This is a genomic window from Streptomyces sp. NBC_00250, assembly GCF_036192275.1.
Taxonomy (GTDB): domain Bacteria; phylum Actinomycetota; class Actinomycetes; order Streptomycetales; family Streptomycetaceae; genus Streptomyces.
In genome coordinates this window covers 9089615-9115679 of the sequence record NZ_CP108088.1, presented here as the reverse complement: position 1 = coordinate 9115679, position 26065 = coordinate 9089615, and the positions used below count along the sequence as shown (strand labels likewise).

Here is a 26065-nt window from a genome sequence, read left to right as displayed (position 1 = left end):
AGGCGTCCGAGTGCCGCATCCGGGACAGGGCGCGGGCATCGCGGCGGGCCGCGGCGCCGCCTATTCAGTTCTGTCGGGGCCGGGGTCGGCACGCCTGGGAACCGTAGAAGCGGCGCATCCCAACGGCCTTGAGGCGCTTGCTCTGCTTGGCCAGCTCCTCCTTCTTCACCTTGATGGTCTTCGGCTTGCGGGGCCGCTTCCAGATCGGTTGCCAGACCGGCGGCGGCCCGAGCGCCTCGGCGCGCTCCTGGACGGCCTCCTTCAGCCGGGCAGCGACGGCTTCGATCCTCGGGTCCGGCGATGGTGTGGTGGTCATGAGATTCCTCCGGTGGGTGTGGCCCGGCCCGGCGGGGGCTGGACGGGATGCTGGGCGTGCGGCGGTGGGGCCGTCGCCGGGGCGGGCTGGAGCAAGGGGCGGCAGGCGGCGGCTCGTTCCCGGATCCCGGCCTGGAGTCGGGCAGCCATCTCGGCGGCGGCCTCCAGCGTCCGGCGGGTCTGCTCCACCGCGGCGACGTCCGTCGTCGGCTCGCGGTCCCGACCGGCCCTCCGCTCCGCCCGCCCCGGGCGCAGGTTGGGTCTCGGGGTGGTCAGCACGGCGACGGTGCGCGGCCGGGTCGGGGAGTGCAGGCGGTCCGCGCGGCGTACGGCGTGGACCCGGGCGGTGAGGGCGCCGGCGGCGAGGCGGGTTCGCTGGTACGGGGTGGCGGACCGGTTGCGGGTCAGGGGGCGCAGCACGGCCTGGTCCTCGGTGTCGCGCGGGTAGAGGGCGCGCAGGTCGGCGGTCATCATCCAGCCCCGGCCGACCGAGCGGGTGTACGCGTCGATGGCCGTCTGGACGATCTGCTCGTCCAGGCCATGCTGGTGGGGGCGGCCGCGCAGGGCGTAGGAGAGGTGACGGCGGGCCTCGGCGAGGAGGTGATGGCGGTTGAAGGCGCCGCGCATCACGTAGACCACGGCGATGGTCCCGGCGGCGGCCAGGTGATGTCGACAATCGGGCGCACCCGCACCCATATCGCTGCGGCCGCTGCTCGGGCGCGCTCCGCCAGCCGTGCCACGACGTCGGCTCCGTACGCTCGGGCCGCCGAGTCCCGCCAGGCGGCGCGCAGCTCGGGCAGCGACCGTAGTTCCTTGTGCTTGGGCCGGCGGGTCTGGTCGGTGGCCTGGCAGGCAAGCGCGTAGGCGGCCCGCTCCCCCGGTGGGTGCCCCTGACGGTCCTCGTACTTGGCCGTGAGGACGGGGAGTGCGTCCTCGATCTGCTGGCGGCGGGTGGACTGCCAGCCGATGAGCCGTCGGTCGATCCCTGCGATCTCCATGACCGGGCGGCGGCCGGGCGTCACGTCCCGCGGCTCCCACGCCCACCCGAGCCGGGCCGAGACCTCCTCCATGAGGGCCCGCTCGATCCCGTCGGCGTCCGGGTGCCGGCCCTCGCCGAGGAGGAGTTCGGCCTGCCGCTCGGTCACCACGTCCCCAGCCGTGAGGCCGACCGCGGCCAGACCCTGGCCCTTCCACACACCGGGCGGGACGCCGGCCTCCTCCTGAGCGGCGCGCAGCGACTTGCCCGCAGGGCGCCGGCCGTCGCCGACCATCACGCCGCGGAACAGGTAACGCACCCCGCCTCCCGGACGAAAGTCCTCTTTGCTGATCACCGGGTCATGGAAACCGCCCAATGACTTGCGGAGAAGCGCGATCCGGGGTCCTTCCCGTCGGGCGGAAAGCCATCATTAGGTTTTTCTCGGAGCGCCCGTCAGGCGGGCCGTCCCGGCAGCCCGAGACGGTAGGCCACGCGTGTGTGCACTCTCCCCCGCATGAACAACACCAGGTACGGCGAGCCCTGCCCCCTCTGCCACGCACCGCTGCTCTTGGACCTGCTCCAGGTGCGCTCTGCGCAGTCCGACTTACCCGTCGCCGAGCGCGTCACCAGGCGCCGATGCTCCGGCTGCCAGGCGACCCGGCCCGAACAGTGGGTGGAGGTGATGCGGGAGCACTACGGCGACACCTGACGATGCCGTGCGAATGCTGCGCCCCACCCCCACGAGCCCCGCCCGCCCCGTAGTTCCATTCCAGCCGAATCACCGTCATCGAGCGCACCGCAGCGCGCGCCTGCCCCAACCACCCACCGCTGAGCACACCACGTCACCGACGCCCTTCAACACGAACAGCCAATCGAAGCCCCCGGCCGGGGGTTTCGTGCTTCCCGGAGGAGTTCACGTGCCCACGTACTAGGCCCTGCCCCGCTTCACCACCGACCTGGACCGCCTCACCCCGGAGCAGCGCCGCCGCTTCCGCCGACCGTGTCGGCCTTCGTCGACGACCTGCGCACAGGCCGCTTCCGCGCCGGCCTCCGTGTCAAGCGCGTCCAGCGCGCCTCCGGCAGGCCGCGAGCCGCATTGTCCCCTGTGGCCGCGCTCGCAGCCGAGCGCCAGGTTCCCGGAACAGGCACGCGCGCTGCCAGCCTCCGGTTCTCCGAGGGCGTCGTGTTCACCGCCGTACATACAGTAGACGCCCTTGCCTGGCCCGGCGTGAAATGGCCGGTCGCACACGCGGCGGCCATCGCGCGGAAGCAGCAAGTGACAGCCGCACTCTCGTCATCTGGCTCCCGCGTGATCGCCAGGACACTGCCTACTACCCGGTGCGGGTGAAGATGTAGGGCACGCCCCGCTGGGTAAGGATCCGCAGACGGTCCTTCCCCGCGGGACGGATGTCGAAGGTGCTGTGGCCGTGACAGATACCCATGTCCGGTTGGGTAGGCACCGAGACCGCGCCGAAGAGCCGGTCCCGGGTAACCACGGTGACGATGGCCGACACGTAGCAGTCTCTGGGCATTTTGCCCGCGGAGAACACAATCTCCGCTCCCGTCTTGAGATTGACGATCTCAAGACGCAGCGACGGGGTGGTGTCCGAAGTCGACCACGAACCCACGTACGCTCGCTGGGCCCCTCCGTCCAGATCTGCTGAGGCGTCCCTGCGCAGGAGGGCAGTGGAGTTTCCGGCGCGCCACTCCAGTACGTCGTCCCTGAGCGTGAGTGTCTGGGTGTCCGGGGAGCAGGACGGGCCCTGGTCCCCGTCGGTCGAGTCAAGATTCCTGTGCATCACGACCGCGCGACGGTCCTTGACGCCCATGTCGCGGACGAGTCCCAGGCAGACCCGCTCGGGGTACTGCAGGATGAAGTCCGCGCTGTGACCGGTCGACGGGTCACCCTTGTGAATCGTGAAGCTGACGAACCGGATCCCGTCCTTCTTGGCATCGTCGGTGACTTCGCCCGACCAGGAACCCACGAAGCCGGAGCTGTTGAGGGCGGAGGGCGTGACCGAGGCTGTCTGTCCCGGATTCTTGTCGCCAGTCCCTGCCTTGCCTTCCTTGTCCAGCAGCGGAGTGAGTATCGCGCCTGCGCCGGCGAGGACGAGCAGTCCTGTGATAAGCGCGAGCCTTCTCTGCCATCGCTTCGGTATGGGGGGACGTCGGGCCGCCTCCTCGGGCGTCCTCCCGTCCCTTGGCTCCGGTCCCGGTCCAGCCTCTGGCTCCCTGTCTGGTTCCACGTCTTCGTCCGCCTCGGGCACGGCCTTCCCTTGCGGCGCCGTCACCGACGTGGTCACCACTCCTGGGACGTCCTGGTTCAGGAGACGGTCCGCCTGGGAACCGAGTCGGGTGAGCAGTTCGGCAGGAAGCCAGGGAGGTCGGGCATCGGGGGAATACAGCTCGGATTGAGCGGCGATCTCGTCCGTCGTGGGCCTGTGCTGAGGGTCCTTGTGCAGACAGTCCCGGACCAGTTCGATCAACGGGGAGGGAAGACCGGTGAGGTCTGCCTCCTCCTCGGCGATGCGGAACATCAGCGCATGGGCCCCGCTGTCCAGGGTGCCGAACGGAGTCCGGCCGGTGGAGGCGTAGTGGAGAACCGCGCCCAGGCAGAAGACGTCCGAGGCTGGGGTGAGGCGCCGCTCGCCCCGGACCTGCTCTGGCGACATGAAGCCCGGCGAGCCGATCACGGCACCGGTCCGGGTAAGGAAGCCGTCGACGGGTGTCTCAAGGGCGCGCGCGATGCCGAAGTCGATGACACGTGGCCCATCGGCAGTGAGCAGAATGTTGGACGGCTTCAAATCGCGGTGGACCAGGCCAGCCCCGTGGATGTCGCGGAGGGCCCGGGCAAGCCCGTTGGCGAGAGCGAGGACAGATGCCACGGGCAGTGGCCCGTACTCGCGCGACACCACGGCGTGCAGGTCGAGCCCCAGGACGTAGCCGGTAGCGACCCACGGCGTCGGGCCCGCGGTGTCAGCGTCGAGGACAGGGGCGGTCCAAGTCCCGCCGACCTTGCGCGCAGACTCGACCTCCTGGGTGAATCGACGCCGAAACTCGGGACTGTGCGCGAAGCCGTCGTGCACCACTTTGATGGCCACGGTTCGTCCGCCCTCGGAACGGGCCAAGTACACCCGCCCCATGCCACCGGCTCCGAGACGGCCGATTAACCAGTACGGCCCAATGCGTGAGGGGTCCTCAGGCGACAGCGTGTCCACGACATGACACTAGGACACCCTTGATCGGAAGTCAGCTGATCGACCGGACAGCCGGCCGGCAGCCATCGGTCAAACCCGACGACGCAGGGCGACGCACACGGACCCAGGCGTCCTTGTCGGTCTGTTCCCAGGTCATGCGCGGGTAGGCGCCGGCGTTGTTGACGAGGGTGTACACCGGACCGATCTCGTTGGTGACCTGACTGGTCATCATGGCCGCTTCCGGGTCGGTGAGGTCGGCGCTGACCTCGATGCCGTCCGTGCCCAGGCGGCGGACTTCTTCCAGGACGGTGCGGGCCTCGCCGATATGGGCGAAGTGACTGGCGGCAACGGTGGCACCGGCTGCGGCGAGTGCTTTGGCGGTGGCGGCACCGATCCCGGTCGCCGCGCCGGTGACGAGCGCGACGCGTCCTTGAAGTGGCCTGGCCGCGAGAGGGAGCTCGATCTGGGGGGGGGGCACGGGCGCTCTGGGGATGTGGTGAGAGCGAGCAGGGGGTCGGCGTGGGTGAACAAGCCTCCGTCCTGGAGGTATTGAGATTCGGCGAGTTGGCCAGAACGAGGAGCAGGTCATGGGTGGTGAGCGGGTGGGGCGGGATCACGCCAAGGATTCGCAGGGTCAGACATGGACGCAGTGATCCGAGCTGGTGGCCGGGAGGCAGTCCGGCGGCGTCGCCGAGGTCGGTGGCGAGGCGGGCGAGGAGTCGGGTGAGGGCGGTGTGGCGGCCTGGGCCGGTCGGCCAGGTGCGTGCAGGTCGAGTCTGCGGTGGTGGGTGGATTGTTCGGCGTGCTCGGCGGTGGGGGTGGCGGCCGGGGGCAGGTGCAGGGTGCGGGCGTCGACGTCGGGCTGGTAGGTGGGCACGAGCCAGCCTCCGAACGCGAGGAGATACCACGGGAGGTTGGCGGCCTCGCCGGCCAGAGTGTTGCGGCCGGCGTACTCGAAGTCGAGCCAGCACGCGCCGGCGGCGCTGGTGGCGATGTTGGGTTCGGTCGGGTCGCCCTGGGTGATCGCTGAGGGCCACCGGCTGTCGGGGTGCAGCGCCGCTCGGGCGGCGTTGAGGGCAGCGGGTATGTCCAGGGGCAGTACGGTGCCGTTGACTATTGCGGTGTAGCGGGTGAGGGCCCCGACGGGAATCCGGTCGCCGGTGTGAGTGTCGGTGACCGTGAGGTCGTGCCGCAGGTACCAGATGTCGACACGGCCGCCGGCGTAGAGCGCGGGGTTACATGCCGACAAGGGGCTGGTGCGGCCGGTCTGGGTGGCTGCCGCAATCAGGTCGTCGCACACGGCTTCGATGAGTGCGGCGGAACCCTGGTCGCGACGCTCTGCTCCGACTGCTGCCTACTGTACGAACTCCTTCTCTCAGCCGGACACGTCCGCGCCGTTCAGCCCTGAGGCAGGCGCGGGCCGCTGTTACTTCTCGGGTTCTGGCTCAACTTCCGTGGAGGCGACCCGCCGCTTGGCGACGGAGGCCGGCTGCCCTGAAGAACCGGCAGGTCAACGGCTCACTCCGAGGCAGGCCACGGTCGAGGCCGGTACGAGTTCATAGAAGTTGCGCCAGAGCCCGTTCTCGCGGACAAAGACACCCCGCCCCTCTGGCGCAACGCCGCGCACGGGCGGCAGCCTCCGCCCCAGAGGCGCTCTGCGGCATCTCGAACCGGCGACAGCGTCACCGTCAGTACCCCTCGCAGGTGGCCCTCAGTCCGTGAGGAAGGCTCCCTCGCGACAAGGGCGGCAGACGAAGACGTATCCCAGCTGACCGCCGAGGTTCATCGCGGTCTCCCGGGATATCCCCTCCTCCAGATGTGCCGCGAACTCCATGGTGCCGGTACAGGAGGGGCACACGGGCAGGCGGTCGTCCTCAAGGTAGGAGGGGCTACCTCCCAGTGACCCAAGCACTTCGCGCTGCTTCCCGAATCGTTCCTCGGGTTCCCGCTTCCATCCCGAGCGGGCAAGGTCGTAGGCATCAGGCTCGATCCCTTCCTCGTCGCAGGCATCTTCGGGGTCGATCGTCACGACGTGGATGCGGATGGCCGAGGTGGCGGGCAGCAGCGTCAGCCCCGCCTCGGGTACGGCTACCGGCCGCAGTTCCTCCCGGGGAAACAGATAGACCCTGTTCGCGCCGGAGCTCGCGTCCCAGAACTCACACGCCCCAGGGTCGTTCTGGCACAGGAACACCGACAGGACACCGCCCTCGACGGGGAGATGAGCGAAGAACTGAAGCAGTCCCCCGCAGCCGCACAGGGGCCAGGCGAATCCGGCAGGAGCAAGCGGCACGCCCCCGGTACGCGGGACGTCGGAATCGGCCGGTGCGGAGCCGTCGTAGATCATCAGCGCTGTCTGCATGGCGAGAGGCTACTGGCCGCCTGTGACAGGCCGGGGGGAGAGGGCGCCCTGCGCGGGACACTGCGGATCAGCCCTCGTCCTCGTCCGCGGGGTCGGCCTCATCCGGGTCGCGCAGGGGCCGCAGGCCCTGGGCGAGCCCGCTGGCGGCAATTCTGAACAGGTCACGGCCCAGGAAGTTGATGCGCGAGTTCTTCAGCGGGGAAGCGGGCCATGTCCTCGTCCTTGATGTCGTGGCCCTCGGCCCGCAGCTGGGCAACGGCAGCGTCCCGGTAACGGGTGTTCCACAGCACGACGGCGTTGAGGACGAGTCCGAGGACGGCGAGCTGGTCTTATCCGAACTAGCGCAGTATGACGGTGGATCCGTTTCGGCACCGTCGTCATCACGGAAAGTAGCTCTGAAAGAGTTGGGGCGCCCGCGACACGCCCATGGGCGTGTCGCGGGCGCCCCAACCTGTGGCACTAATAAAGGGCCCGGGTCCCCGCTATAGTCCCGGTCATGACCGATCCGGTGAGTGGGCTATCAGGTCGGGCCCTCACGCAGCTCGTCAGTGCGACCCGTGCGGCGTCGAGTCCGATCACGGTCGTCAGGCATGGCCGCCGCGAGGACCGCGCCGGCGTCTACGACCGGTTCGTTCAGGCATGCAGTCAAGCTGTGGCCACGCACGATCGCGAGGCGATGGCCGAGGTGTGGGCCACATTGCAGGCCATCAAGCTGCGCGCCGACAGGACTGTCCGCGAGGCCGCCGAGGCTCTGTTCCAGCGGGTTGCAATGGTTGCCGATCCTGGTGCAATGGGGATGTGGGCGCGGTGGGTCGACGACATCGAGATGGAGGGAGCCGAACGTCCGGATCTGGAGCGAGAGTTCGGCACAGATCTCTCACGCGACGACGATGTCCTGTTCCTGTCTGCGCTGGACGACTTCATCACGCTGGCCAGGTTGGACCTGCTTCACCGCTGGTGGCACAGCCCCCTCCCGGGGCCTGTACGTCGCTGGTATATGGGCCGGAAGCATGGAAACCAGCGCGGAGGCCCCGGCCGGCCGTGGAAGCAACCCCGAGTCGAGCTGCGGCTCTCGGAGGATCTCCTCGCCCGTGTTGATGACGCCAAGAGGGACTTCTTTGACACCCGCAGGAGAACGCTGCGTCGGCTGATCGCCCGGGGCCTGGAAGCGGAGTCGGGGTAGCTGAGTCCGGCGGACCCTCTGGCCTCGTGGCCAGGGCCGCACCCCTTTAGCAGTCGCAGCCTCGTCGCCCGTCCTGGGAATCGGTCATGCGTTCTCCCCGGCCGGGTCGGGAGTGAGCCTGCTGGCGGTGGTGCGGAAGTCGGGCATGCCCAGGTGGACGGTGGTGTGCCGGGCCGCGAGGTCGCGCATGGCGGCGAGCTTCTGTTCGGCGGCGGCGAGGCTGGCTTCGATCGCGGCGACTTCACCGAGCCAGCCCTGTTCCTTGGCCTCCTAGAGGCGGTCGACCAGGTTGGCGTGGATCTCCTCCAGTCTGGGCGTCTGCTCGGGGTCGGGCCACTGTTGGTGAGGGATCCCTCGGCTCGCCCACGATCCGCAGCGCGTTCAGGGGATCGTCATCCTCGACCTCCTCCAGCCGCTCACGGAGCCGGGAGACGAGGCTGACGACGTCCTCAGGCAACGGCACCGCGGTGCGGCGGCTTCCCGTATGTGGTCTCCCAGTCGTTCTCCGGGCCGGAGCTGCCGTAGTAGCGGGGCTCACGGTGCGGCGAGTGAGCCCCAACGCAATACCGAAGGAGCGCCCCTGCATGATCGTGCAGGGGCGCTCCTCGCCCCTCGTCCGAGAGTGGTCGGACGGGACTTGGAAGGACTGAAAGTGCCGCGACGCAGCTTCCTGCCGGAGCAGCCCAAGAAAAGACGCCGCCGCTCATTCATGATCTGGGAGTCCATGTGCGTTCTGAGCGCGCATGGTGGCACGTGCGTCTACTGTTCGCGCGAGGCGGAGAGTATGGACCACCTCATACCGTTCGCGGATGGCGGGTTGGACGACCTGAACAACCTCGTGCCGGCCTGCCAGCGCTGCAACAACAAGAAGCGGAAGCGCGACCCCGTGGTCTGGCACCTCATGACATCCATGGCGGGTGAGTGGCGGGGTGACGGGACGATCCGGAGCGGAGCCGGGGCCCGCGGTCTCAGCCTGCGGGACCTGTATCTCGAACGCCACGAGGAAGCCCTTGGGTGGCTGGAGCACCTGGAAGAGGTCACCGCGGAAGTGTGTGACTACGACAGGCAGATGTGGTTCCTGAACCGCTTCTTCCACCTGGGCTACGACCGCGGGCAGTCGAGCTTCTGGAGCGCTACCGTCGCCCTGAGCGTCTTCCACGACACCATCACCAAGGCGCACGAACAGGGATTCCCCAAGGCCGAGCACTAAAGCATTTGCAGGAGGTCGTGTCCAGGCAGGTCAAGGCCGGGGATGGTGGCCAGTCTGGTCATGGGGCGAGGGCGGGGCTGTGCCTGTGGGCGACCGCCTGCACCGTGTGGTGGAGGCCGTTGCCGCGGTGGTGGCAGTCACGGAGGAGCTCTTGGAATGCTCCATCCGGGCGAAGCGTGCTCGACGCGGGCCAGGGCCTTCCGGTTGGGGACTTCTCAGCGGCGTGACCGGTGACGCCGGAGGCGCACCGCGAGGTGTGGGCCGCTACAGGGGCGCAGTGTCGCCAGCGCTGTGCGGGTCTCCCCATCCGCGGCCGGCCGCTTGGCATGGGCGGCTGCGGGGACGAACTCCCGCTCAGGGCTCACGTACTTCTTCGCTGGTCGACGGGCCTGACTGTCAGGTCGAGCACGGAGGCCTGGAACGGCATGCGGGTGACAGCTTCCACGAGAAGCGTCACCCGCATGACCTGCGACCGCTAATGCCCATTAAAGGCGAACAGCCCATTCAAGCCCAGCAGCTGCGATTTCCGCTCGGGTTGCCGATCGGCATTCCCACTCAGCCTGATCAGCCCAGAATGAATCACTCACGACCTCGCCCGAGACGGACATGTAGCCCATCATACACTCTTCGCATTCGAAGTAGACGTCATCCGTATCCATCTTGAGCATGAAATGCAGAAGTCCGTTACGGCATAGCTGACAGCTAAGCCGCGACACGAACTCACTGTCACCCTGCGGGGTATGCCGTGATGAGCTCATTACCATTCCTCGTGATTATTTCGATGAATTTCATCGATTCTCCGACACCTTGGGCTGCCTTTCCACCCTCATATCCCACCACTCGCCCCATGGGTACTCTATATACGGACGCACCATTATTACCAGGCGTCGACCGTATATGTTGCGACTGAACCAGGCCCCACGCTTCATTCGTAAGCGCGTACGAGTCGCCCGTTTTGGTATTCTCATCCCAAAATACGCCATGCTGCTCCTTGCCCGGGCGAGGAACTTCATGCTTGGTGAGATGCTCCACTCGGGTCTCACCATTCCGCGCAACGACTGCTGTCCAGTTCAGGCAAGTGTTGTGAACCAGAACCGGAGTATTACCTGCAAGTACATAGTACGTGTGCAGATCGTCAACGGTGAAGTTGTACGTCTTTACGTGCTTAATGGAGGGAGCGTTCCCCGTGACGGCAATGGTCTCACCCTTGTCGGTGATCAGGGTCATGCCCGGCTTTAGGTCCTTGGCGGCAATCCAAGAGTGCTGCGAAGCTGACCAGAAGGGGTGTTCAGCCGTTGCTGTGAGGGTCTCCGTTCCATCTGGGGTGGCGACGGAGAGCGTGTTGAGGTGCTTTGTCGCCTCGGTGCGGATTAGTTGAGTGACTGGCCTGGCGCCGGATTCACCCGTTTCGGGGTCGGTTGCTAGGACTTCATCTCCGACCTCAACTTCCTGAATTTCCTTTGTGCTGCCGTCGGCCATGAGGACAAGCGTTCCAGCGAGGAAGCATTGACCGCTCACTGGGAGGCCTCTGCGGAAATTGATGCGTCCGCCGCCAGCTCTGCCGTGGCCAATCATTTCGCCTATGAACCCAGGAACTTGGTACCAGTCGGAGGAGGTGTCTACGCCTTGCTCGAGCATCCACTGGTCGTAATTTCCGCCGTAGTCGCAGCCTGGCATGCCGGGTCCGCCGGAACCCCAACAGTCGTCATCGCCGCCTACAGCTCCGAAGAGAGACGTCGCATGTGCGAGGTTACTGAGCGTTCCGTAAACGGCCTGGTCGAGGGGCGTGGACCAGGATGTGTCATACGTTTGCGCGTCAGTACCGTTGCCAGCGTCTGCACCTGTGGCACCACTGCCTCCGCTAGAGCGAGGTGTTCCAGCGGCTGGAGTTCCGGGATTAGCACTGCTTGCAGTGCTGGTGCCATCCTTTTTCGGGGGGCCGGGCTTCTTTCCGGGTGTGGTGTTCTCGTATCCGACCCCGGGCCGAGTCGGGCAGTCGAGTTCGGCGCACGTTCCCGTGGGGTCCGACGTGGTCGCGGGGTTGTTGCCGGCGTAGCTGTAGCCGTTCATCGATCCGGGGGCGTCGAACACGAGAAGGGGGTCGACGCTGATGAACTGGCCGAGAGTGGGGTCGTATTCTCGGGCCCCGATGTGGGTGAGGCCTGTTGTGGTGTCGGTGGGCTTGCCGAGGAAGGATTTGTCGTCGGGCCAGACGACGCTGGTTCCTCTGGGAGCGCCGAAAGGTGTGGTGTAGCGCTTGGTGAGGGCTTGGGTGTCGTCTCCGGAGATGGTGACGCTGCCGGTGCCGTGGTGGTCGTTGGCGAGGTAGTGGAGTTTTTCGGTGCCGGTTTCGTTGGTGCGTAGGGCGATGGTGGTGCCAGCTGCGGCGTAGTAGCGGTTGGCCCACTTCTTGGTGCCCTTGAGGTGGACTTCGGTAGCGCCGAGGTAAAGGACTGTCTCACCGGTGGTGCCGTTGGCGCGTCGGATGAGGAGTTCGCCGTCGGCGTCGTAGAGGTAGTCGGTGGTGGCCGATCCTTCGGTGAGCTTGGTGAGCTTGCCTTCGGCGGTCCAGGCCAGGGACTGCGTGGTGGTGCTGCCTGCCTTTTCGACGCGGCTTGTGGTGTTGCCGGCAGCGTCGTAGGTGTAGCGGGTGGTTTCGTCGCTGCAGTTGCCGTCGGTGGTAGTGGCCTTCAGGGCGTGGGTGCGGGTGGTGTCGTAGCAGTAGGTGCGGGTGGTGGGGGTTGCGGTGTTCTGCTTCTCCGTGGCCCGCTGGCCAGCTGCGTTGTAGGTGTAGGTGGTCCAGTAGGGGGCGGCTCCGCCGAGGTTGGCGACGGTGCGGCCGGTGGCGGTGCAGTCGGCTGTCTTGGGTGTCCAGGCTTCGGTCATGCGGCGCTGGCCGTCGTAGGTAAAGCACTGGAAGTCGGCGCCGTTGCCGGTGCTCTGGTGGTCGAAGATCGAGGTGACGTTACCGACGGGGTCGTAGGTATAGGCGGCGTCGCGGACGCGTCCTCGAGTCTGGTCGACGACGTCGGCGCTGGTGAGCCGACCGGTGCCTTCCTCGTAGAGACTGGTGAGGAAGATCTTCTTGATGCCGTTGGCGGCGGAGGTGCCGAGGGTGAGCTGCTGGACCTGACCGAGGTCGGTGTAGGAGACACCCAGGAGGTAGCCGGAGTTGCCGGTGACGCCGACGGGCAGACCGTAGCTGTTGTAATCGGTGCTGATGATCTCGCTGGGGAGGCCGCCGCCTGCGGGTTCAGTGGTGCTTCCGACCGTGCCGTCGAGGCGGTAGTGGACCTTTGCGGTGCTGGTGGCGGTGACGGCGCCGGAGGTGACCAGGGGGTCGCCCGACGGGAGGGACAGGGTCGTGGTCGTCGGCCGGCTCAGAGAGTCGTACTCGGTGACCGTCTTGGTGTACGCCTTGCTGCCGGTCTGGTTCTTGCCGCCGGTGTAGCGGATGGCGGCGTCGGGCAGGCCCTTGAGGAGAGAGTCGTAGGTCCACTCCGCGAGGAGGTTGACGTCGCTCTTGCTGGTCTGCCACATGCCGGTCTTGCGGCCGAGCTCGTCGTATCCGTAGGCAAGGACGCGGTTGGCCGCGTCCTTGGTCGTGGCTATCTGGTCGAGATCGTTGTAGGTCGTGACCGCAGTGCCCTTGTCAGGGTCACCGGCGGCGTCCTGACGACCGTGAAGGTCGTAGGTATAGGTCCACTGGGCGTTGTCGGGGCCAGTGACCTGCTTCTGCTTGCCGTCGTCGTAGTAGGAGTACTTGACGGACGTGTAGGCAGTTCCGGTGCTCGCGCCGTAGGCGGTGTCGTTGGGCTGGGGGCCCGCGTAGGTGCGGGTTTCGGTGGTGCGGCCCAGGACGTCGGTGATGGTGCGGGTGGCGGTGCCACCCAGCTGGGCGGTGGTAGCCACCGAGTCACCGGTGTAGGTGGTGACAACCGGGTTGAACTTCGGCTTGCCCTTGACGAGAAGCTCAGACTTCACCTGCCGGCCCAGGCCGTCGAACACGAAGTTGTACTGCCGGGGTGCGCCACCGTACTCGGCACGTTCCCAGCTGCTGCTGGGGGCCTTGGTGGAGTCGAAGACGTCGGCGTAGGTCTCGTAGGCCAGGCCGCGCTCGTCGTAGCGGGTGTCGGTGAGGATACGGCCACCGTTGGGGGCCGCTGTCTGTGTCTGGAGCGGGCGCAGGAGGGAGTCGAACAGGCTGTAGCTGGTGTCGTAGCTCTGGCCGTCGGCCTTGAGGGTGGCGACCGAGGTCCAAGAGGGCACGTTGGTCTGGTTGATGCCATAGCCGAAGGTCGCGGTGGCGATGTCACCCGCGGACCTGGAGCGGTCGGGGGCCCAGGTGGAGGTGACGCGGCCGAGCGCGTCGTAGGTGGTCTCGGTGCGCTTGAGGTTGGCGTCCAGCGTCTGGGTGACCGAGCCTCGGGCAGGGTCGTAGTAGGTGTAGGTCTTGTGTGCCTGGTTGTTGGCGAGGGTCGGCTTGGTGACGCCGACGGTGGTCACCGGTCCGCTGTTGGCCGGGTAGTAAGTCGTGGTGGTGGTCTTGCCGTTGGCGTCGGCCACTGTCAGGGGTCGGCCGAGTTTGGCGGTCGCGATGTCGTAGGTGACCTTTGCCAGGGTCTGCCAGGTGGGGTTGCGGTCGGCGGTGCTGCCGGCGACGGCGGCCGGGTAACCCTTGGCGCGGCCTGTCCAGTTCGCCAGGCCCAGGGTCGGGGTCTGGTCGGCAGTCCAGCTGGTGGCGGTGGTGTCGTCGTAGACGGTGGCGGTGTCGGACAGGACGTCGCCGCGCTGGTCGGGTGCCTCGGTGGTGGTGAACTTGTGGGTGACGCCCGTGGGCATCTTCAGCTGGTCGTCGGTGACCTTGCACGCCTTGCCGACCAAGCGGGTGCGGGAGACCAGGTTGGTCAGACCCTTGGCGTCGTTGCGTGCGTACCAGGTGCGGGTGCAGTTCTCGTCGCCTGCGATCGCCCAGTCACCGTGGTGTTCAGTGTTCGTGACCATGCCGTAGGCGTCGTAGGTGTGGGTGTTGACGGTTGTGCGCCACTTCTTGGTGGCGGTCAGGTAGGTGTTGGCGTATGTCCGAGCTGTGCGGACGTAGCCCGCTGTGATGCTGGCGTAGGACTTCTGCTGGCTGGCGGTCTGCTTGTACCAGAGGTTGTTGACCGTGTTGCTGACGGCGAGTGCGCTGTCGTAGGTGATCTTCTGGCGGAGCTGGCCCGCGTACTGTTCACGGTCGACGAGGTCCTCGATGAGCACCTCGTCGCCGGTGCTGCCGGAGACGTTGTCGATGTCGATTCCGGTGACGGTGGCGGTGCGGGTCAGCGGGTTGCCGCTGGCGTCCTTGGTCTTGAGGCGGTCGCCGTCCATGCCCTGCATGTAGACGCTGACGGTCTTGGAGCGGGTGGCTCCGACGGCTCCGGTGTACGAGGTCACCTTCTGGTAGCCGCGCCACGATGACCAGGTGCGGTGCTTCTCCTTGGTGAAGGGGTCGTCGTTGTAGTGCCAGGCGGGGTCCTCGTAGGTGTAGGCGTTCTGCACCGCGGGGTTGAGTCCGGCCGGGTCTGCGGTGTTGACGGCGATGACCCGGTACTTGTGGAACCAGTCCAGCTCGGGATCACCGCCTTTGACGGGCCAGTACACCGGGTAGCAGGAGAGGTTGTTGTTGTCCTCGGCAGCAGGCATCTTCGAGCCGCGGACGCACTCCGGTGAGGAGTAGGCGACGGTGGTGATTGCGCCGGTCTCGGACGTGATCGTCGAGACACGCGGTCGGGTCAGCGGAACGGCATCATCTGCGCCGCCGTCGACGCGGTTGGGGCGCTGGTGGTAGGTGAAGCCGATGGTCGGCAGGCTGATCGCAGTGCCGTTCTTGCCCGTGCGCTTCAGGCCGGTCAGAGTCCAGACCTGGTCGGAGCTGTTGCCGATGTCCTGCCCGTCGAAGACGTCGTGGGTCAGCGTGTAGGAGTCGACGGGCTTGAAGGCGTCAGGCTCAGCGGCAGTGGACCAGATGTACGTGTCGACGGTCTTGAGCAGCTTGCGGGTGAAGAATGCCGGGCCGGTGGCCTTGCATTCGGTCTCGCTCGCGGTGCAGATCGAGTCGAAGGGGACGTCGGGCCAGTTCTTTGCCGTGTCCTCTGTCAGGGAGTCGCAGCCGCCGCCGAGGTCCTTGCAGCGTTCGCCGTAGCCGAAGGTCACCTTGCCGGAGGGGGTGCCGGTGAACAGGGTGTCGGAGCGCTGGCCGTAGCGGATCTCTTCGAGGGCGCCGCTACGGGTGTAGGGAGCGAGGTCGGTCTTGTCGCCGTTCTTGGCGTAGTAGTTGGTGTCGGCCTTGTACCAGTAGGTGGAGGCGTTGGAGTGGATGTCCTCGACGAGGTCCAGGTTCCAGCGCCACGCCTGCTTCTTGGCCCGGCCGGAGAACGTAGTGCTGGCGGAGTATCCGGGTTCGCCGGAGTCGTCGCCGAAGACGGGGACGGTCCAGACCGAGTTGGTGCGCTCGCTGCCGGCACCTTCGAGCTTGTTCAGGCCGAACGTGTAGGTGGTGCCGCCACCAGTGATGACCTTCCAGTACTCGCCAGCGCCATCACCGTTCGTGCTGGAGTCGCCGTCGTCATCGTTGTCGGCGCCGGTGGCGTGGATGACCTGGGAGGCGTCGTCGTTCTTCAGGCGCCACTGACCGGTGGTGTCATCCTTGACGAGTTCGGTGGCCTTGCCGTTGAGGACGAGCGAGGCGTTGTCGTACTTCCAGCACTGGTCGTTCTTGCCGTCCTGGCCGTCGTCGTCGCACGAGCCGTACTTGCGCTCGATGTACGAAGAGGTCAGGTCGAAGCCCTCACCGACCAGGGAACCCTGGTTGTTGGTGTTCGCGGTGCGGCCGTCGATGCTGCCGGAATCGTAGGACAGACCGAGGGACGGCACGGGCCCGGCAGCCGCAGGTGGCAGGGTGAGAGGGTAGGACCAGGTGAACGAGCCGGAGGAACCCCCGGCTTCCCAAGAGGAGGAGCTGGACAGCGGGGTCGCCTTGTAGTCGCCCGATCCCTTGTCCGAGCCTCCGGTGGTAGTCGCCGCGAGAGCGAAGACTCTCGGGGCGTTCCCGACGTGGTCCAGGGGGGCGGTGACGGTCTGGGCCGTGGTGTCGTTGTCCGACATGATGGCCGTGGCCTCACGGCACTCCGCTTTCGCCGGAGTGGTCAACGCGCAGGCCGGCAGCGACAGCACACCCAGACGGGTGGCCCAGGCACCGCCGATAGCCGAGCCGAAAGAGCTGTAGTCGATCGCGACTTCCGCCGCACCGGGCTTCTGGGCCGCCACGGTGAACAGCACACCAGTGATACCGGCTTCCCGGGCGGTGGCCTGGTCGAGGACCTTCACCGTCGCCGTGCCGGACGCGGGCTGCTCGACCAGCTGCGTGTGCTCGGTGCCCTGGCCTCCGCGGACGGTCACCAGGTAGCTGCTGTGGGACGTAGGTGCCTTGTGCAGTGGCGCAATGCGGGTCTGGGCCTTCGGCCATCTACTGTGGCCGCGCTCCCGTTCGGCTTGAGTAGACAGCGCGCGGTTGGCTGCCTTCTCCTGGCTGACCTGAGCGCGTTCCTTCTTCGCACCTGGTTCCTTGACCGCATACACCTTCACTGGTGCGGACGGCGGAAGCTCAGGACGGCCTGGGAGATCCGCGGCATGTGTCAGCGGATTCAGGGGGGTGGGTATGGACAGGGCGAGTGTCAGGGCGCCAACCACGGCGCCTTGACGTCTCCGCAGACGCACACGTCTGGACACGACGAAGTAACTCCTCACGATCCGAAAGGAAGGAAACAAAAGGTGTATGCCGGGCCGGCACACGGACCGGCGCAGACACAATCAGGCTGGGTGGGGCGGAGGCCGGCCCGTCCTCCGCCCCATGCCGCCGTTTGGGGGTGCCGAAGGGGGACTAGCCGACGACGGTTTCGACCTGCGCCTCGGTGGTCATCGCACCTGCCCATACGCGGATGTCGCGGATCTCGCCAGGCAGGAAGCGCCCCCATGCCGCGCCATTCCATGCCTTGCCTACCGTGAAGCCGGAGCCGAGCTCGGTCTGGTACGCCAGCTCATCGCCCTGCGCCTTGCTGTCGCCGCCCTGGAAGAGACGGATGTTTCGGGTGATGGCGTCGAAGGAACCGACCAGGGACACTTCATCCCCCAGAGCAATAGCCTTTTCGCTCCGCACCGAGACGTCGACAGTGCCGTCGGCATTCAGCCGCCCGAAGTGCCACACCCCGGCCGGAACCATCACATCGACCGGCGGCAGGTCGTCCTCAGGATCATCGACCGCTTCGAGGATCTTTCCGGTCTTCTGGAACCAGATCCCCCAGGAAGAGCCATTGGCAGTCTGCTGACCCAGCACTTGCAGATGCGTCGTATTGTCAGGCATGGAATCCACCTTCACTCGGTCCACCTTCACCGTCGTCGAAACGGTGAAGGAACCGGTGTCATCCACCAGCGGCCGGGAGGTCGATCCGGAATCATCCACACCATCCAAGACGATGCTCGTACCGTTTAGCGAACTCGCCGAAGACATGGTCAGCGTATTGCCGTATCCGCTGTTGTCCGTCAGTGACGTACCGGAGCCGCCATCGGGCTGGTACTGAGCCACCAGTTCGGTGTAGGCCCAGTTGCTGCTGTCCAGCCTGCCAGCCTCCTTCTTCATGTTCTCTGGAGTCAGCTCCCACTGCCAAACGGCTACTTCATCGATTTCTCCGGAGAAGTATTCCGAGTAGCCACTGCTGTACTTCGCCCGCCCCACCTGGAACCCACCGTTGGAAGCCCACCTGTTGACCGTGAGGTCATCAGTGCCCTGCAGAACACCATTGACGTAGAACCTGAGCGTCATCTCAGTCGTATCTACCGTGACACCCAAATGAGTCCACGTGTTGAACTGCGGCGGATTGTCAGCATTGACTCGCTGCGAGAAGTAAGATCCCGCCTTATCGGAGTCCGCCAGCCGGATGCACCAGGTATTCGCCTTCCCCTGGTCGTCCAAGTCGGTGCAGTACCCCAAGTAGAAGGAGCCATTTATGGTTCCGTCCTGCGAAAGGACCGTTGCAACGCTCGAATTCGAGTCCAGCCGCGCCCAGGCAGTCACCGTGAATGATCCCAGAGTGTCGACCACCCGCTTGGCGGACGAAGCAGCGCCATGGCTCGATCTCGTCAGAGCCAGCGCCTTGTCCTGCGATTTCGTTTTGTCAGCAGCCGTCACTACCCCGCGCCGACCGTGATCGTTTCGCGTCGCGCCTGAAGCAGTAAGGGTCAGGTTGTTCTTCAGCGCCGGGTCGCTGGTCGAAGTATCAAGCGCCGCACCTGAAGGCTCATGGAAGTCCCAGCGGCCAACCGGGCCCGCTCCTTCCTGGACCAGGAACTTCACCGCCGTGTAGCCGGTACGCCCCAAAGAGTCCTGGCTCATCACATTTAGGACGAAGGATCCTGACGTGGGCGGTGCAATGTTTGTGGTGTACGAGCCGTTCGTCGCAGCCTTCCAGCCGCTCCATACGACGCTACTGGAGAGACGGTACATGTAGTGCGTGTTAGTGCTGCCACTGTCACCCTCACCGTAAGTGAAGGTAAACGACCCGGCCTTGCCCGGCCCGCCCCACACCTCACAGGCGCCACCGGTGAGGCACTCCTTGTACACCGAATTGAACTTCACTACCGGAGGCTCAGGGGCGGTGGTGTCCACCCTGAAGTAACACCAGGGAGTGCCGCTGCTGCTGAGCCAGCTGGTGTAGGAGGTGTCCTTGAAGGAGTGCGTGTAGGCGGTGTAGCGGTAGAGGGTGTTCTCCTTGAGTGGGGAGTTCCAGTTCTTTGTCTGTGTTGGGAAGTCCTTCGCGGAGGATACGTAGGAGGCGTGGCCTGCGGTGGGCGCAACAGAGCCGGTTGTCGGGGGCGGGGCGTCGTACCATGTGCCGTCGGACTTGTAGTCGAGGTCGTAGTAGACCCTCAGCATCGCCTGAGCCTCGGCGCCGGAAGCGGCGCGCGGCGTTGCAAGCAGGCTGGGAGTGGGGTCCGAGATCATGGTGGCGCCCTGTTCGGTCTTGTTGCAGACCGGGACCGTGCCTCCGCTCAGCACTCCATACTCGCCCGGTACGGCTGGCTTGCTCATGTAGGTCGCCACGAGCGTGCCGTCGTTGTTGAACCGCTTCCAGGAGATCGTGTCCGTCTCGTCCTTCGCCCTGAGCATGAGGGTGAGGGAGTTGTATGTGCCATCAGCCAGGGCTCGGACCGTCGGAGCGAGGTTTTCATCGGTTTCTTCGGGGTTGTCGTGGAACTCGATCGGCTTGCGGGGCTGGGCAGGAGAACACAGGTCGCCGCGACCGGCTGAGACATCACGATCGCCCATGTGGTCCCGGGGGGTGGGGCCGGGCCACTTGGAGGCGGAAGAGATCCAGTCGGTGCGCTTGAGGTCCACCCAGCGGGAGTCGCAGGAGAACGACCAGGTCTCCGTCACGCGAAAGGTGGCGTCCAGGACGTGCTTGCCCCTGAGCGCAGACGGTGAAAACTCAAAGTACATGCGGTTCACGTAGCCGCTGCCGCAGTAGTACGACACTCCGTTGATGACGGCAGAGCCGCACTTGCCGACACTCATGCCGTTCTCGCCATTGGCGAAGTCGTAGAAGACATCTCCGTCGGACGACAGCACCGTGCGCTTGGTCTGGTCCACCTCTACAGACGGGTCGATGTATAGGGGAAAGTCCTCCGCCTCGGTGGCCGCGATCAGGCCGGGGTCCGGGGTCACGGTGAGCGAGTCCTGTCCAAGCTGGACCTCCATAACCGCTGACTCGTCGCCGGTTCCGGGGCCCCCGAGTGGATCGCCCTCCCCCGGGGGCGCCACGAGCTCGTCCGCCTCGCCCCTGGGGTCCTCCGTCGCAGAAGCGGGGGCGAGGGCGAGCATGCCTACGCTCTGCGGCTGCAAGCCGGCGGTCGGCGAGGCGGCTGAGGCGATGTCGTCACCAGCCGAATTCCACATGCGGGCGGTCGGCGAGCGGAAGACAACCTGTCCGTTGCCGTCCAGCGCCTCCATGCTGCCGAAGCGGCCCTCACGCAAGCTCAGGCCATCGGCGCTCAGGGCGTATTCGATCTCCTTCAGCTCCGGAAGCGCGGCTGCCGCAGGAGTCTCGACCTCGAGTACCTGCTGGAAGCCCTCGACCGTCGCGGTCAGAATCAGGTTCACGTCCGGCAGGACATTCTCGTAGACGGCCCGCGGGCCGTCGAGACGCGGCGCAGGCAGGCTGCCTGGCCATCCCATGGACACCATCTGCCCGTCCTGACCTACCGTCACCAGATCCTGGCCCGCGCCGCCAGCTGAGAAGGCGACGTCGACCACCGAGGCTTTCGGGCCGATCGAGCCGTCCTCGCGGCGCTCCAGCGTCGCATCGGGCGTCACCCACCCGTTGTCGGCGTTCACACGGACCGGGACGATCGACGACTCCAGCGTAAAGGTGGCGCCGTCAGGGTTAGCGAACACGGTATCCCGCTCCGTCCGCTCTCCCACCACCTCCACCCGGGTCCCGGAATCCGCCGCCTCCTTCAACGCCTGCTCCGACTCCGTCAGGGCAAGCGCTGGAGTTTCATCCGCCAAAGCGGGACCGGCAGTCAGCGTCGGCGTGACACTCGTCAGAAGCAAGGCAGCCGCCGCAAGGGCGAGCGCACGCCCTCGTCCACGGGCACGCCAAGCGCGCCCCGATCTCACGTTCATTCCCCACCCGCAGCTACACCGGGCGCGCACGCGCACGGTCCGGCATGACATGTGACCCACATGCATGTGAAGTGAAGATCAAAAGCCAAATGTGATCTTCCTGTGTCAGGGATCCAATGCCGCGACCTTCCCGCTGTCAACGTCCCTGACCTGCACAGATGCCGTCACGGCGGGGGCGCAGATCAGACATCTCATGCCGACTGCCACACACGAATCGGACACACGCCCTAATTTGAAGTGACGAACGCCACAGCAGTTCAAGTCATTGCAAGGAACTGTTTGCCATGTGGCAATGGCAACTCGACGCAGACGTGTCGCGGAGAAACGGTCCAGCCAGGCGCCTGCCCAGCGCAACGTGCGACGGCTTCCCGGGCGGGCTCGGGTCCCATCGTCCGCCTGAGGGACCCGCCGCGCGCCGGACGGAGTGCCAGCCGTCCTGCGGGGCGTGTGCCGGAAGTCCTGGTTCACCCATCGTTCAACGCTCTTCTGGTCAACGCCCGTGATATCAGCGAGAGTTGCATGTGTCCAACCGCCGGCTGTCATGGCGACTCGTAGGCGTTCGTTCGGCATGTCCCCTGCCCTCCCTGCGCTCCGCATGCCTAAGGCTTGTCCCGTATAAGGGCGTGAGCTGGGGCTCTGCCTGACGGTACGGTCGTTGGGACGAGTCGAGGAGGGTGAGCGAGTGCCCGTTGCACGGGGCCGGTGTCCGTCCTGATTACCTGGTCGGGCGGAGGCTTGAGCAAGTGGTGGCTTCGTGGCATCTGTACGACTCGGAGGCTCCGTCCGGCCCGCTGGGCGTGTGGCTGATCAACAGTGATGCGTTCGCCACGCACATCACGAGCGGTTCGGACTGGTGCCTGATCGTGAAGACGTCGGCCCCCTTCGTGGGATACGACATGGCGGAGTCAGGTCGCGTCGAGGTAGCGCCGATCAACGGCGAGACACCGTTCGTGGATCACCTCGGCGAGACGGTACTGGCAGTCAGCGAAGAGGGTGCCCCGGACAGCGGGCGGCTCGCACTGGAGATCTCCTTCGGCTCTGGCCGTGTCCGGTGTGAGACCTGGTCCGGAGATCTCCACCTGTCCAGCAAGTGATCAGAACACCAGCCACGGCGGGAACCGTGTGAGGCTCCCGCCGTGGTTGGTGTGATCACGGCGTCGCAGCCGTCCTGGATAGTCCCGTTCGCCGGGTTGAGCCCCCGTTGTTTCGGCACGTTGGTGACACAGCTGCGGCATGAAGGAGCTGACGCGGTCCGCAGGGGCCGGCCGTGGAGCCTGCCGCTGGAGGACCGGGTGCTGCTGGTCACGACGTACTGGCGCACCAACTTGACGCTGCGGCAGCTCGCACCGCTGTTCGGCGTCTCAAAGTCCGCGGCCGACCGCATCGTCAGCCACCTCGGTCCCCTGCTCGCGCTCCAGCCCCGTAGGCGGTTCCGTAAGGACACCGTGCTCATCGTGGACGGAACCCTGGTCCCCACCCGCGACCACACCGTGGCCGAGCGGTCGAAGAACTACCGCTACTCCACCAACCACCAGGTCGTCATCGACGCCGATACCCGACGCATCGTCGTGGTCGGACGGCCGTTGCCCGGCAACCGCAACGACTGCAAGGCATGGGAACTGTCCGGAGCCAAGGACGGTGTCGGCCGCACCGCCACGAGCGCGGACAACGAGAACTTCCGGCCTGGAAGGAAGAGCACAACACCTCCCACCGCCAGGTCCGCGCCCGTGTCGAGCACGCCTTCGCCCGCATTAAGACCTGGAAGATCCTCCGCGACTGCCGCTTGAAGGGCGACGGCGCCCATCACGCGATCAGTGGAATCGTCCGGCTGCACAACCTTGCCCTCGGCCGATAGGCGAGCAGCAGCCGATCACGGTCCCACTAGGCCTTTTCAGCGTTGCCTCTCCAGAGTGAGGACGACCTTGGTGATGACGATCATGCGGTTGGGGCGGATGCGGGATCTGCGGAAGATCTGAATGACTTCAGCTGTGCCATGCCGGGTTCGACCAGTGCTCGTGCCGCGGCCAGGGCCCGGTTGGCGGTGCGCTGGGTCAGGGTGAGTTCACCCCAGTGGCAGTTTGAGGCCGGTGGTGACCCAGGGGCCGGCGCCCTGGGAGGCGCGGCCGGCGAGGATCGGGACGCCCTGGCGTTCACAGATCCGGATGATGCGGTAGGTGCGCCGCGGCAGCTCGTAACGCAGCATAAGCTCAGGTCAAACGCCAAGTGGGGAGCATTCGTCTCAATGATTAGCGCACGCATTCGCCTCCCCGGGGTGGAGGCTGGCCGCAGCACTGGCCGACTCGTGTTCGCCATTGCGGAGTCCGCCGTCACGGCAATGTTGTCGTTGTGCTGGCTACTGCTGTCCCTAGCGATGTACATGGAGTCGTACGACCTCGACCCCAGCGCCGCGGGACAGCCGCGCGGCCAGGCGCAGCTGGCCTGGCTCGCGGTTGGCGCCCTCGCCTCCATCGGCCTCACCCGGCTTCTCAGAATCTCCCGGAAGTCCAACGTCCGGCTGACCGGCGACGGGCTCATCGCACTGCGGCTGCTCGTCGTTGTGGTCGTAACTGGATTCCTCACCGTCGATCTGCTCGACGGCTGAGGACACCTCACCGCCTCGGGCTAGGTGGGCCAACATCCGCTGGGCTCGAAAGGCGAATGGCATAGTCGGGGTTCCAAGGAATCATCCCCCGGGATTGCCGACTCGCTCTTGCATGAAGGGTCCGCCAGCTTGCTGGCGGACCCTTCCCCTCGTTCGACGTGGCCTAGAGAGTCCCGGACCATGAACCACCTGCTGCAGGCGAGCGCGACACAGTGAGCTTTTCAGAGCGGCCACTGATCGGGTGACGGGCGGAGGTTCCGCAACGCACGAGGCTCCTGTGCCGTTGAGAGAGAGGTTCGACGTCTCAACTCACCAGCGCAGGAGCCTCGTTGGTTCCCTATCCTGCCGCACTCGACCTGCCGCACGCCCTGGTCGAGTGGGCATCCATGCTCATCGTCACCCGTGAGGTTGACCGCCGCTGCAAGCTCCCGCCCCACCAGCGTGCCCTCGTCGGCCTGATCTACCTTCGCCGCCACGACACACTCGCGCAGACCGCCGCCGGCTTCGACATATCCGTCGGCACCGCCCACGCCTACGTCAAAGCCGTCGTCGAGCACCTGTCCCACAGGGCGCCCGGCCTGCTGCGCGTCCTCAGGGAGGCCGATCCTGATCACGTCCTGCTCGACGGGACCCTCGCCGAATGCGACCGCGTCGGCGACAGCCGGGCCGACTTCTCCCAGAAGCACCGCCGTCACGGCGTGAACGTGCAGGTCGTCGCCGACCCTGCGGGCAAGCTGTTGTGGATCTCGCCCGCGCTGCCCGGCCGCACCCATGACCTGACCGCGGCCCGCACCCACCGCATCATCCGGATCTGCGAACGCCAGGGCGTTCCCGTCCTCGCCGACCGCGCCTACATTGGCGCGGGCCCCTGGGTGACCACACCGATCAGGCGGCTCCCCGGCCGGAGCCTCACCGCGACTCAGCAGACGATCAACCGGACGCTGTCAGCGGCACGGGCACCGGTCGAACGGAGCATCGCGAGGCTGAAGTCCTGGCGAATCTTCCGCCGGGCCCGCTGCAGCCCCAACCGCATGACCGCCATCGCCGCAGCCATCCTCACCCTGGAGCGTCAACGCTGAAAAGGCTCCGTAATCTCCGGTGCTGTCGCAACGTAGTTGGAGGGGTTGATGCCCCACCCCTCTACGCGGCTCCATCCAGCGTTCGCCTCTGCATCGCGACCGTCCGCGGATGTTACGCGTAGCCATGCCGTGCACTGGTCCGCCCTTCAGCTCGGCTACCTGATCCCTCCATTACATCCAAATGTTCAATGGCGGCTCAATCGCTTGACGGAAGTGGTGCAAACAGTCCGATTGTTGCGCTTTTCCGTGCCAGTGGCGGTTATCTGGGTATGTAAACTCCCCTTGTTGTGACTTTCGGGCGCATTGATTCCTGACGAGCGCCGAGCCTGCGATCGTCGAGATTCGCGAACATCTACTTGGAGGCCTTCATGCCCCGGCAAGGTCCCGATCCACAGGCCCCCCGCTCCCATCCCGTCTGCCGTCGACCCACACACCGTGGAGCAGGCGCAGTGCCGGGCGTCGAGGTGGAGCGCCCAACTGGACGAACGACCTGGACGCCCGGTGCCGCGTCTGCTCGGCTCTGCCTGGGTCGACGTCAGACGGGATGGAGTCCCTCACCACCACACCCCACCGGTCGGCACCCGCGCACGGGCCCCTGGGTTCATGGGCGGATCGCCGCCGGAGTGAGGACGACACTGGGGCCTCACTTGAACGGCTGTGAACGGTGCTGAATGTGACGGAACTGAGTCGCCCGGCAGACCTTGAGGGCCACGCCGACTCTGGCGTTCAGTCCCGTGTCTGACTGTGTTCATCGCGGCTGGATGCAAGTGGGACGAACGGGAGCTCGGGAATGCCAAGCTCCTGACGCATGGCTGCTGCTGCGGCCTGGGCGGCCTTGTAGTACGTGTGCTGTGCGGACTGGAAGGCCCCGTCAGTGACTTGCGCACCGTCTGAGAGAAGGTCACGTTGCGCACGGACGGTGCGGAATGCATCGACGCCCAACTCAACTACACGCGGCGGAGCGAGCATCGTCAGGCCGAAACGCTGCTCGAACAAACCAGATTCGGAGAATGCCGCGCGGACTGCACGCCTGCGTTCTTCCGGCATTTCGTAGGTTCCCTCGGCGGCAAAACGCATGCCATCGGTCGCGCGGGCCAAGTGGGCGAGGTAGGTCACGAAAGTCTCGCGCAGAACGGTCTGCGCCTCAGCCTGTCGGGCGCGTTTCCAGCGGTCTCGGTCCACGACGAACGTTGCGACGATGCCGGCAATCGCACCGGCGATGGCACTCAGAGGTGCAGTCCAGTCCATGAGAGGCACTGTATTGACTTCACTAGAGCTTACCGAAAGCGAGAACCCTACCTGCGGGTGACGCTTTGAGCTTGGGAATCACCGATCTTGTACACATCATCCGGGCGTTGACCAGCAAAAATGGGTGTCAGCCCCGGACCAGCCAACTCGGTCAGGGGCCGTGGGCATGTGGGTACA

The 26065-nt window shown here is 66.1% G+C and carries 16 protein-coding genes and 3 pseudogenes; 7 read left to right on the top strand and 12 right to left on the bottom strand.

Features of this window, described 5'->3' with window-relative positions; genetic code table 11:
• Positions 1–64: 64 nt before the first annotated feature.
• The 3 genes from OG259_RS41060 to OG259_RS41925 are packed head-to-tail and all read right to left on the bottom strand — an operon-like array spanning position 65 to position 1610.
• Positions 65–316, bottom strand: a complete 252-nt coding sequence (locus OG259_RS41060; protein WP_328946922.1) for a hypothetical protein — start codon at positions 314–316, stop codon at positions 65–67.
• Positions 313–954 carry a hypothetical protein gene (locus tag OG259_RS41930; RefSeq protein ID WP_443052103.1) on the bottom strand — a complete coding sequence of 214 codons (642 nt, stop codon included), beginning with the start codon at positions 952–954 and terminating at the stop codon, positions 313–315. Before OG259_RS41930 ends, OG259_RS41060 begins: the two co-directional genes overlap by 4 nt.
• Positions 942–1610 (bottom strand): relaxase domain-containing protein, encoded by a 669-nt coding sequence (locus OG259_RS41925; RefSeq protein ID WP_443052102.1) that lies wholly within the window; start codon positions 1608–1610, stop codon positions 942–944. The genes OG259_RS41930 and OG259_RS41925 overlap by 13 nt, the downstream gene beginning before the upstream one ends.
• Positions 1611–1805: 195 nt before the next feature.
• On the opposite strand from OG259_RS41925, the gene OG259_RS41050 reads away from it, so the two are divergent.
• Positions 1806–2000, top strand: a complete 195-nt coding sequence (locus OG259_RS41050) for a hypothetical protein (protein WP_328946921.1) — start codon at positions 1806–1808, stop codon at positions 1998–2000.
• Between the two features lie 622 nt (positions 2001–2622).
• Here the strand turns inward: OG259_RS41050 and OG259_RS41045 are convergent.
• The 5 genes and pseudogenes from OG259_RS41045 to OG259_RS41025 all read right to left on the bottom strand — a co-directional run.
• Positions 2623–4509: a serine/threonine protein kinase gene (locus OG259_RS41045; RefSeq protein ID WP_328946920.1), complete on the bottom strand. Its 1887-nt coding sequence runs from the start codon at positions 4507–4509 to the stop codon at positions 2623–2625.
• A gap of 31 nt (positions 4510–4540) precedes the next feature.
• Complete coding sequence (locus OG259_RS41040; protein WP_328946919.1) at positions 4541–4966, bottom strand: SDR family NAD(P)-dependent oxidoreductase; 426 nt, start codon at positions 4964–4966, stop codon at positions 4541–4543.
• 156 nt (positions 4967–5122) lie between these two features.
• Complete coding sequence (locus OG259_RS41035; protein WP_328946918.1) at positions 5123–5788, bottom strand: hypothetical protein; 666 nt, start codon at positions 5786–5788, stop codon at positions 5123–5125.
• Positions 5789–6199: 411 nt separating this feature from the next.
• Positions 6200–6847, bottom strand: a complete 648-nt coding sequence (locus OG259_RS41030) for a hypothetical protein (protein ID WP_328946917.1) — start codon at positions 6845–6847, stop codon at positions 6200–6202.
• A 67-nt stretch (positions 6848–6914) separates the two neighbouring features.
• A pseudogene (locus OG259_RS41025) lies at positions 6915–7176 on the bottom strand (Tn3 family transposase); the annotation flags it as partial.
• 167 nt (positions 7177–7343) lie between these two features.
• On the opposite strand from OG259_RS41025, the gene OG259_RS41020 reads away from it, so the two are divergent.
• A complete protein-coding gene (locus tag OG259_RS41020; protein WP_328946916.1) occupies positions 7344–8030 on the top strand; it encodes a hypothetical protein in 687 nt (228 codons plus the stop codon).
• A 484-nt stretch (positions 8031–8514) separates the two neighbouring features.
• Positions 8515–9240 carry an HNH endonuclease gene (locus OG259_RS41015; RefSeq protein WP_328946915.1) on the top strand — a complete coding sequence of 242 codons (726 nt, stop codon included), beginning with the start codon at positions 8515–8517 and terminating at the stop codon, positions 9238–9240.
• A gap of 726 nt (positions 9241–9966) precedes the next feature.
• On the opposite strand, the gene OG259_RS41010 is transcribed toward OG259_RS41015, so the two are convergent.
• Together OG259_RS41010 and OG259_RS41005 are read right to left on the bottom strand one after the other, a co-directional pair.
• On the bottom strand, positions 9967–16866 hold the full coding sequence (locus OG259_RS41010; protein WP_328946914.1) for a polymorphic toxin-type HINT domain-containing protein: 6900 nt from the start codon (positions 16864–16866) through the stop codon (positions 9967–9969).
• 295 nt (positions 16867–17161) lie between these two features.
• Positions 17162–20887, bottom strand: coding sequence for a LamG domain-containing protein (locus tag OG259_RS41005; RefSeq protein WP_328946913.1), 3726 nt, complete (start codon positions 20885–20887; stop codon positions 17162–17164).
• Between the two features lie 746 nt (positions 20888–21633).
• Here OG259_RS41005 and OG259_RS40995 point away from each other — a divergent pair.
• Together OG259_RS40995 and OG259_RS40990 are read left to right on the top strand one after the other, a co-directional pair.
• Positions 21634–22053 carry a hypothetical protein gene (locus tag OG259_RS40995; protein ID WP_328946912.1) on the top strand — a complete coding sequence of 140 codons (420 nt, stop codon included), beginning with the start codon at positions 21634–21636 and terminating at the stop codon, positions 22051–22053.
• Between the two features lie 42 nt (positions 22054–22095).
• Positions 22096–22814 (top strand): annotated as a pseudogene (locus OG259_RS40990) (transposase family protein).
• Between the two features lie 36 nt (positions 22815–22850).
• Here OG259_RS40990 and OG259_RS40985 read toward each other — a convergent pair.
• Positions 22851–23138 (bottom strand): annotated as a pseudogene (locus OG259_RS40985) (IS5/IS1182 family transposase); the annotation flags it as partial.
• Between the two features lie 198 nt (positions 23139–23336).
• Here OG259_RS40985 and OG259_RS40980 point away from each other — a divergent pair.
• A complete protein-coding gene (locus tag OG259_RS40980; protein WP_328946911.1) occupies positions 23337–23561 on the top strand; it encodes a hypothetical protein in 225 nt (74 codons plus the stop codon).
• 329 nt (positions 23562–23890) lie between these two features.
• Positions 23891–24640 carry a transposase family protein gene (locus OG259_RS40975; RefSeq protein ID WP_328946910.1) on the top strand — a complete coding sequence of 250 codons (750 nt, stop codon included), beginning with the start codon at positions 23891–23893 and terminating at the stop codon, positions 24638–24640.
• A 726-nt stretch (positions 24641–25366) separates the two neighbouring features.
• Here the strand turns inward: OG259_RS40975 and OG259_RS40970 are convergent.
• Entirely contained in the window at positions 25367–25888 is a 522-nt protein-coding gene (locus OG259_RS40970; protein ID WP_328946909.1) for a hypothetical protein, read from the bottom strand.
• Between the last annotated feature and the right edge of the window lie 177 nt (positions 25889–26065).

Excerpts from the sequence above, each read along its gene's own strand:
- OG259_RS41030 (WP_328946917.1), bottom strand. The coding sequence starts at position 6,847 with ATGCAGACAGCGCTGATGATCTACGACGGCTCCGCACCGGCCGATTCC.
- OG259_RS40970 (WP_328946909.1), bottom strand. The coding sequence starts at position 25,888 with ATGGACTGGACTGCACCTCTGAGTGCCATCGCCGGTGCGATTGCCGGC.
- OG259_RS41050 (WP_328946921.1), top strand. The coding sequence starts at position 1,806 with ATGAACAACACCAGGTACGGCGAGCCCTGCCCCCTCTGCCACGCACCG.
- OG259_RS40980 (WP_328946911.1), top strand. The coding sequence starts at position 23,337 with ATGGAGTCGTACGACCTCGACCCCAGCGCCGCGGGACAGCCGCGCGGC.
- OG259_RS41060 (WP_328946922.1), bottom strand. The coding sequence starts at position 316 with ATGACCACCACACCATCGCCGGACCCGAGGATCGAAGCCGTCGCTGCC.
- OG259_RS41020 (WP_328946916.1), top strand. The coding sequence starts at position 7,344 with ATGACCGATCCGGTGAGTGGGCTATCAGGTCGGGCCCTCACGCAGCTC.
- OG259_RS41015 (WP_328946915.1), top strand. The coding sequence starts at position 8,515 with ATGTGGTCTCCCAGTCGTTCTCCGGGCCGGAGCTGCCGTAGTAGCGGG.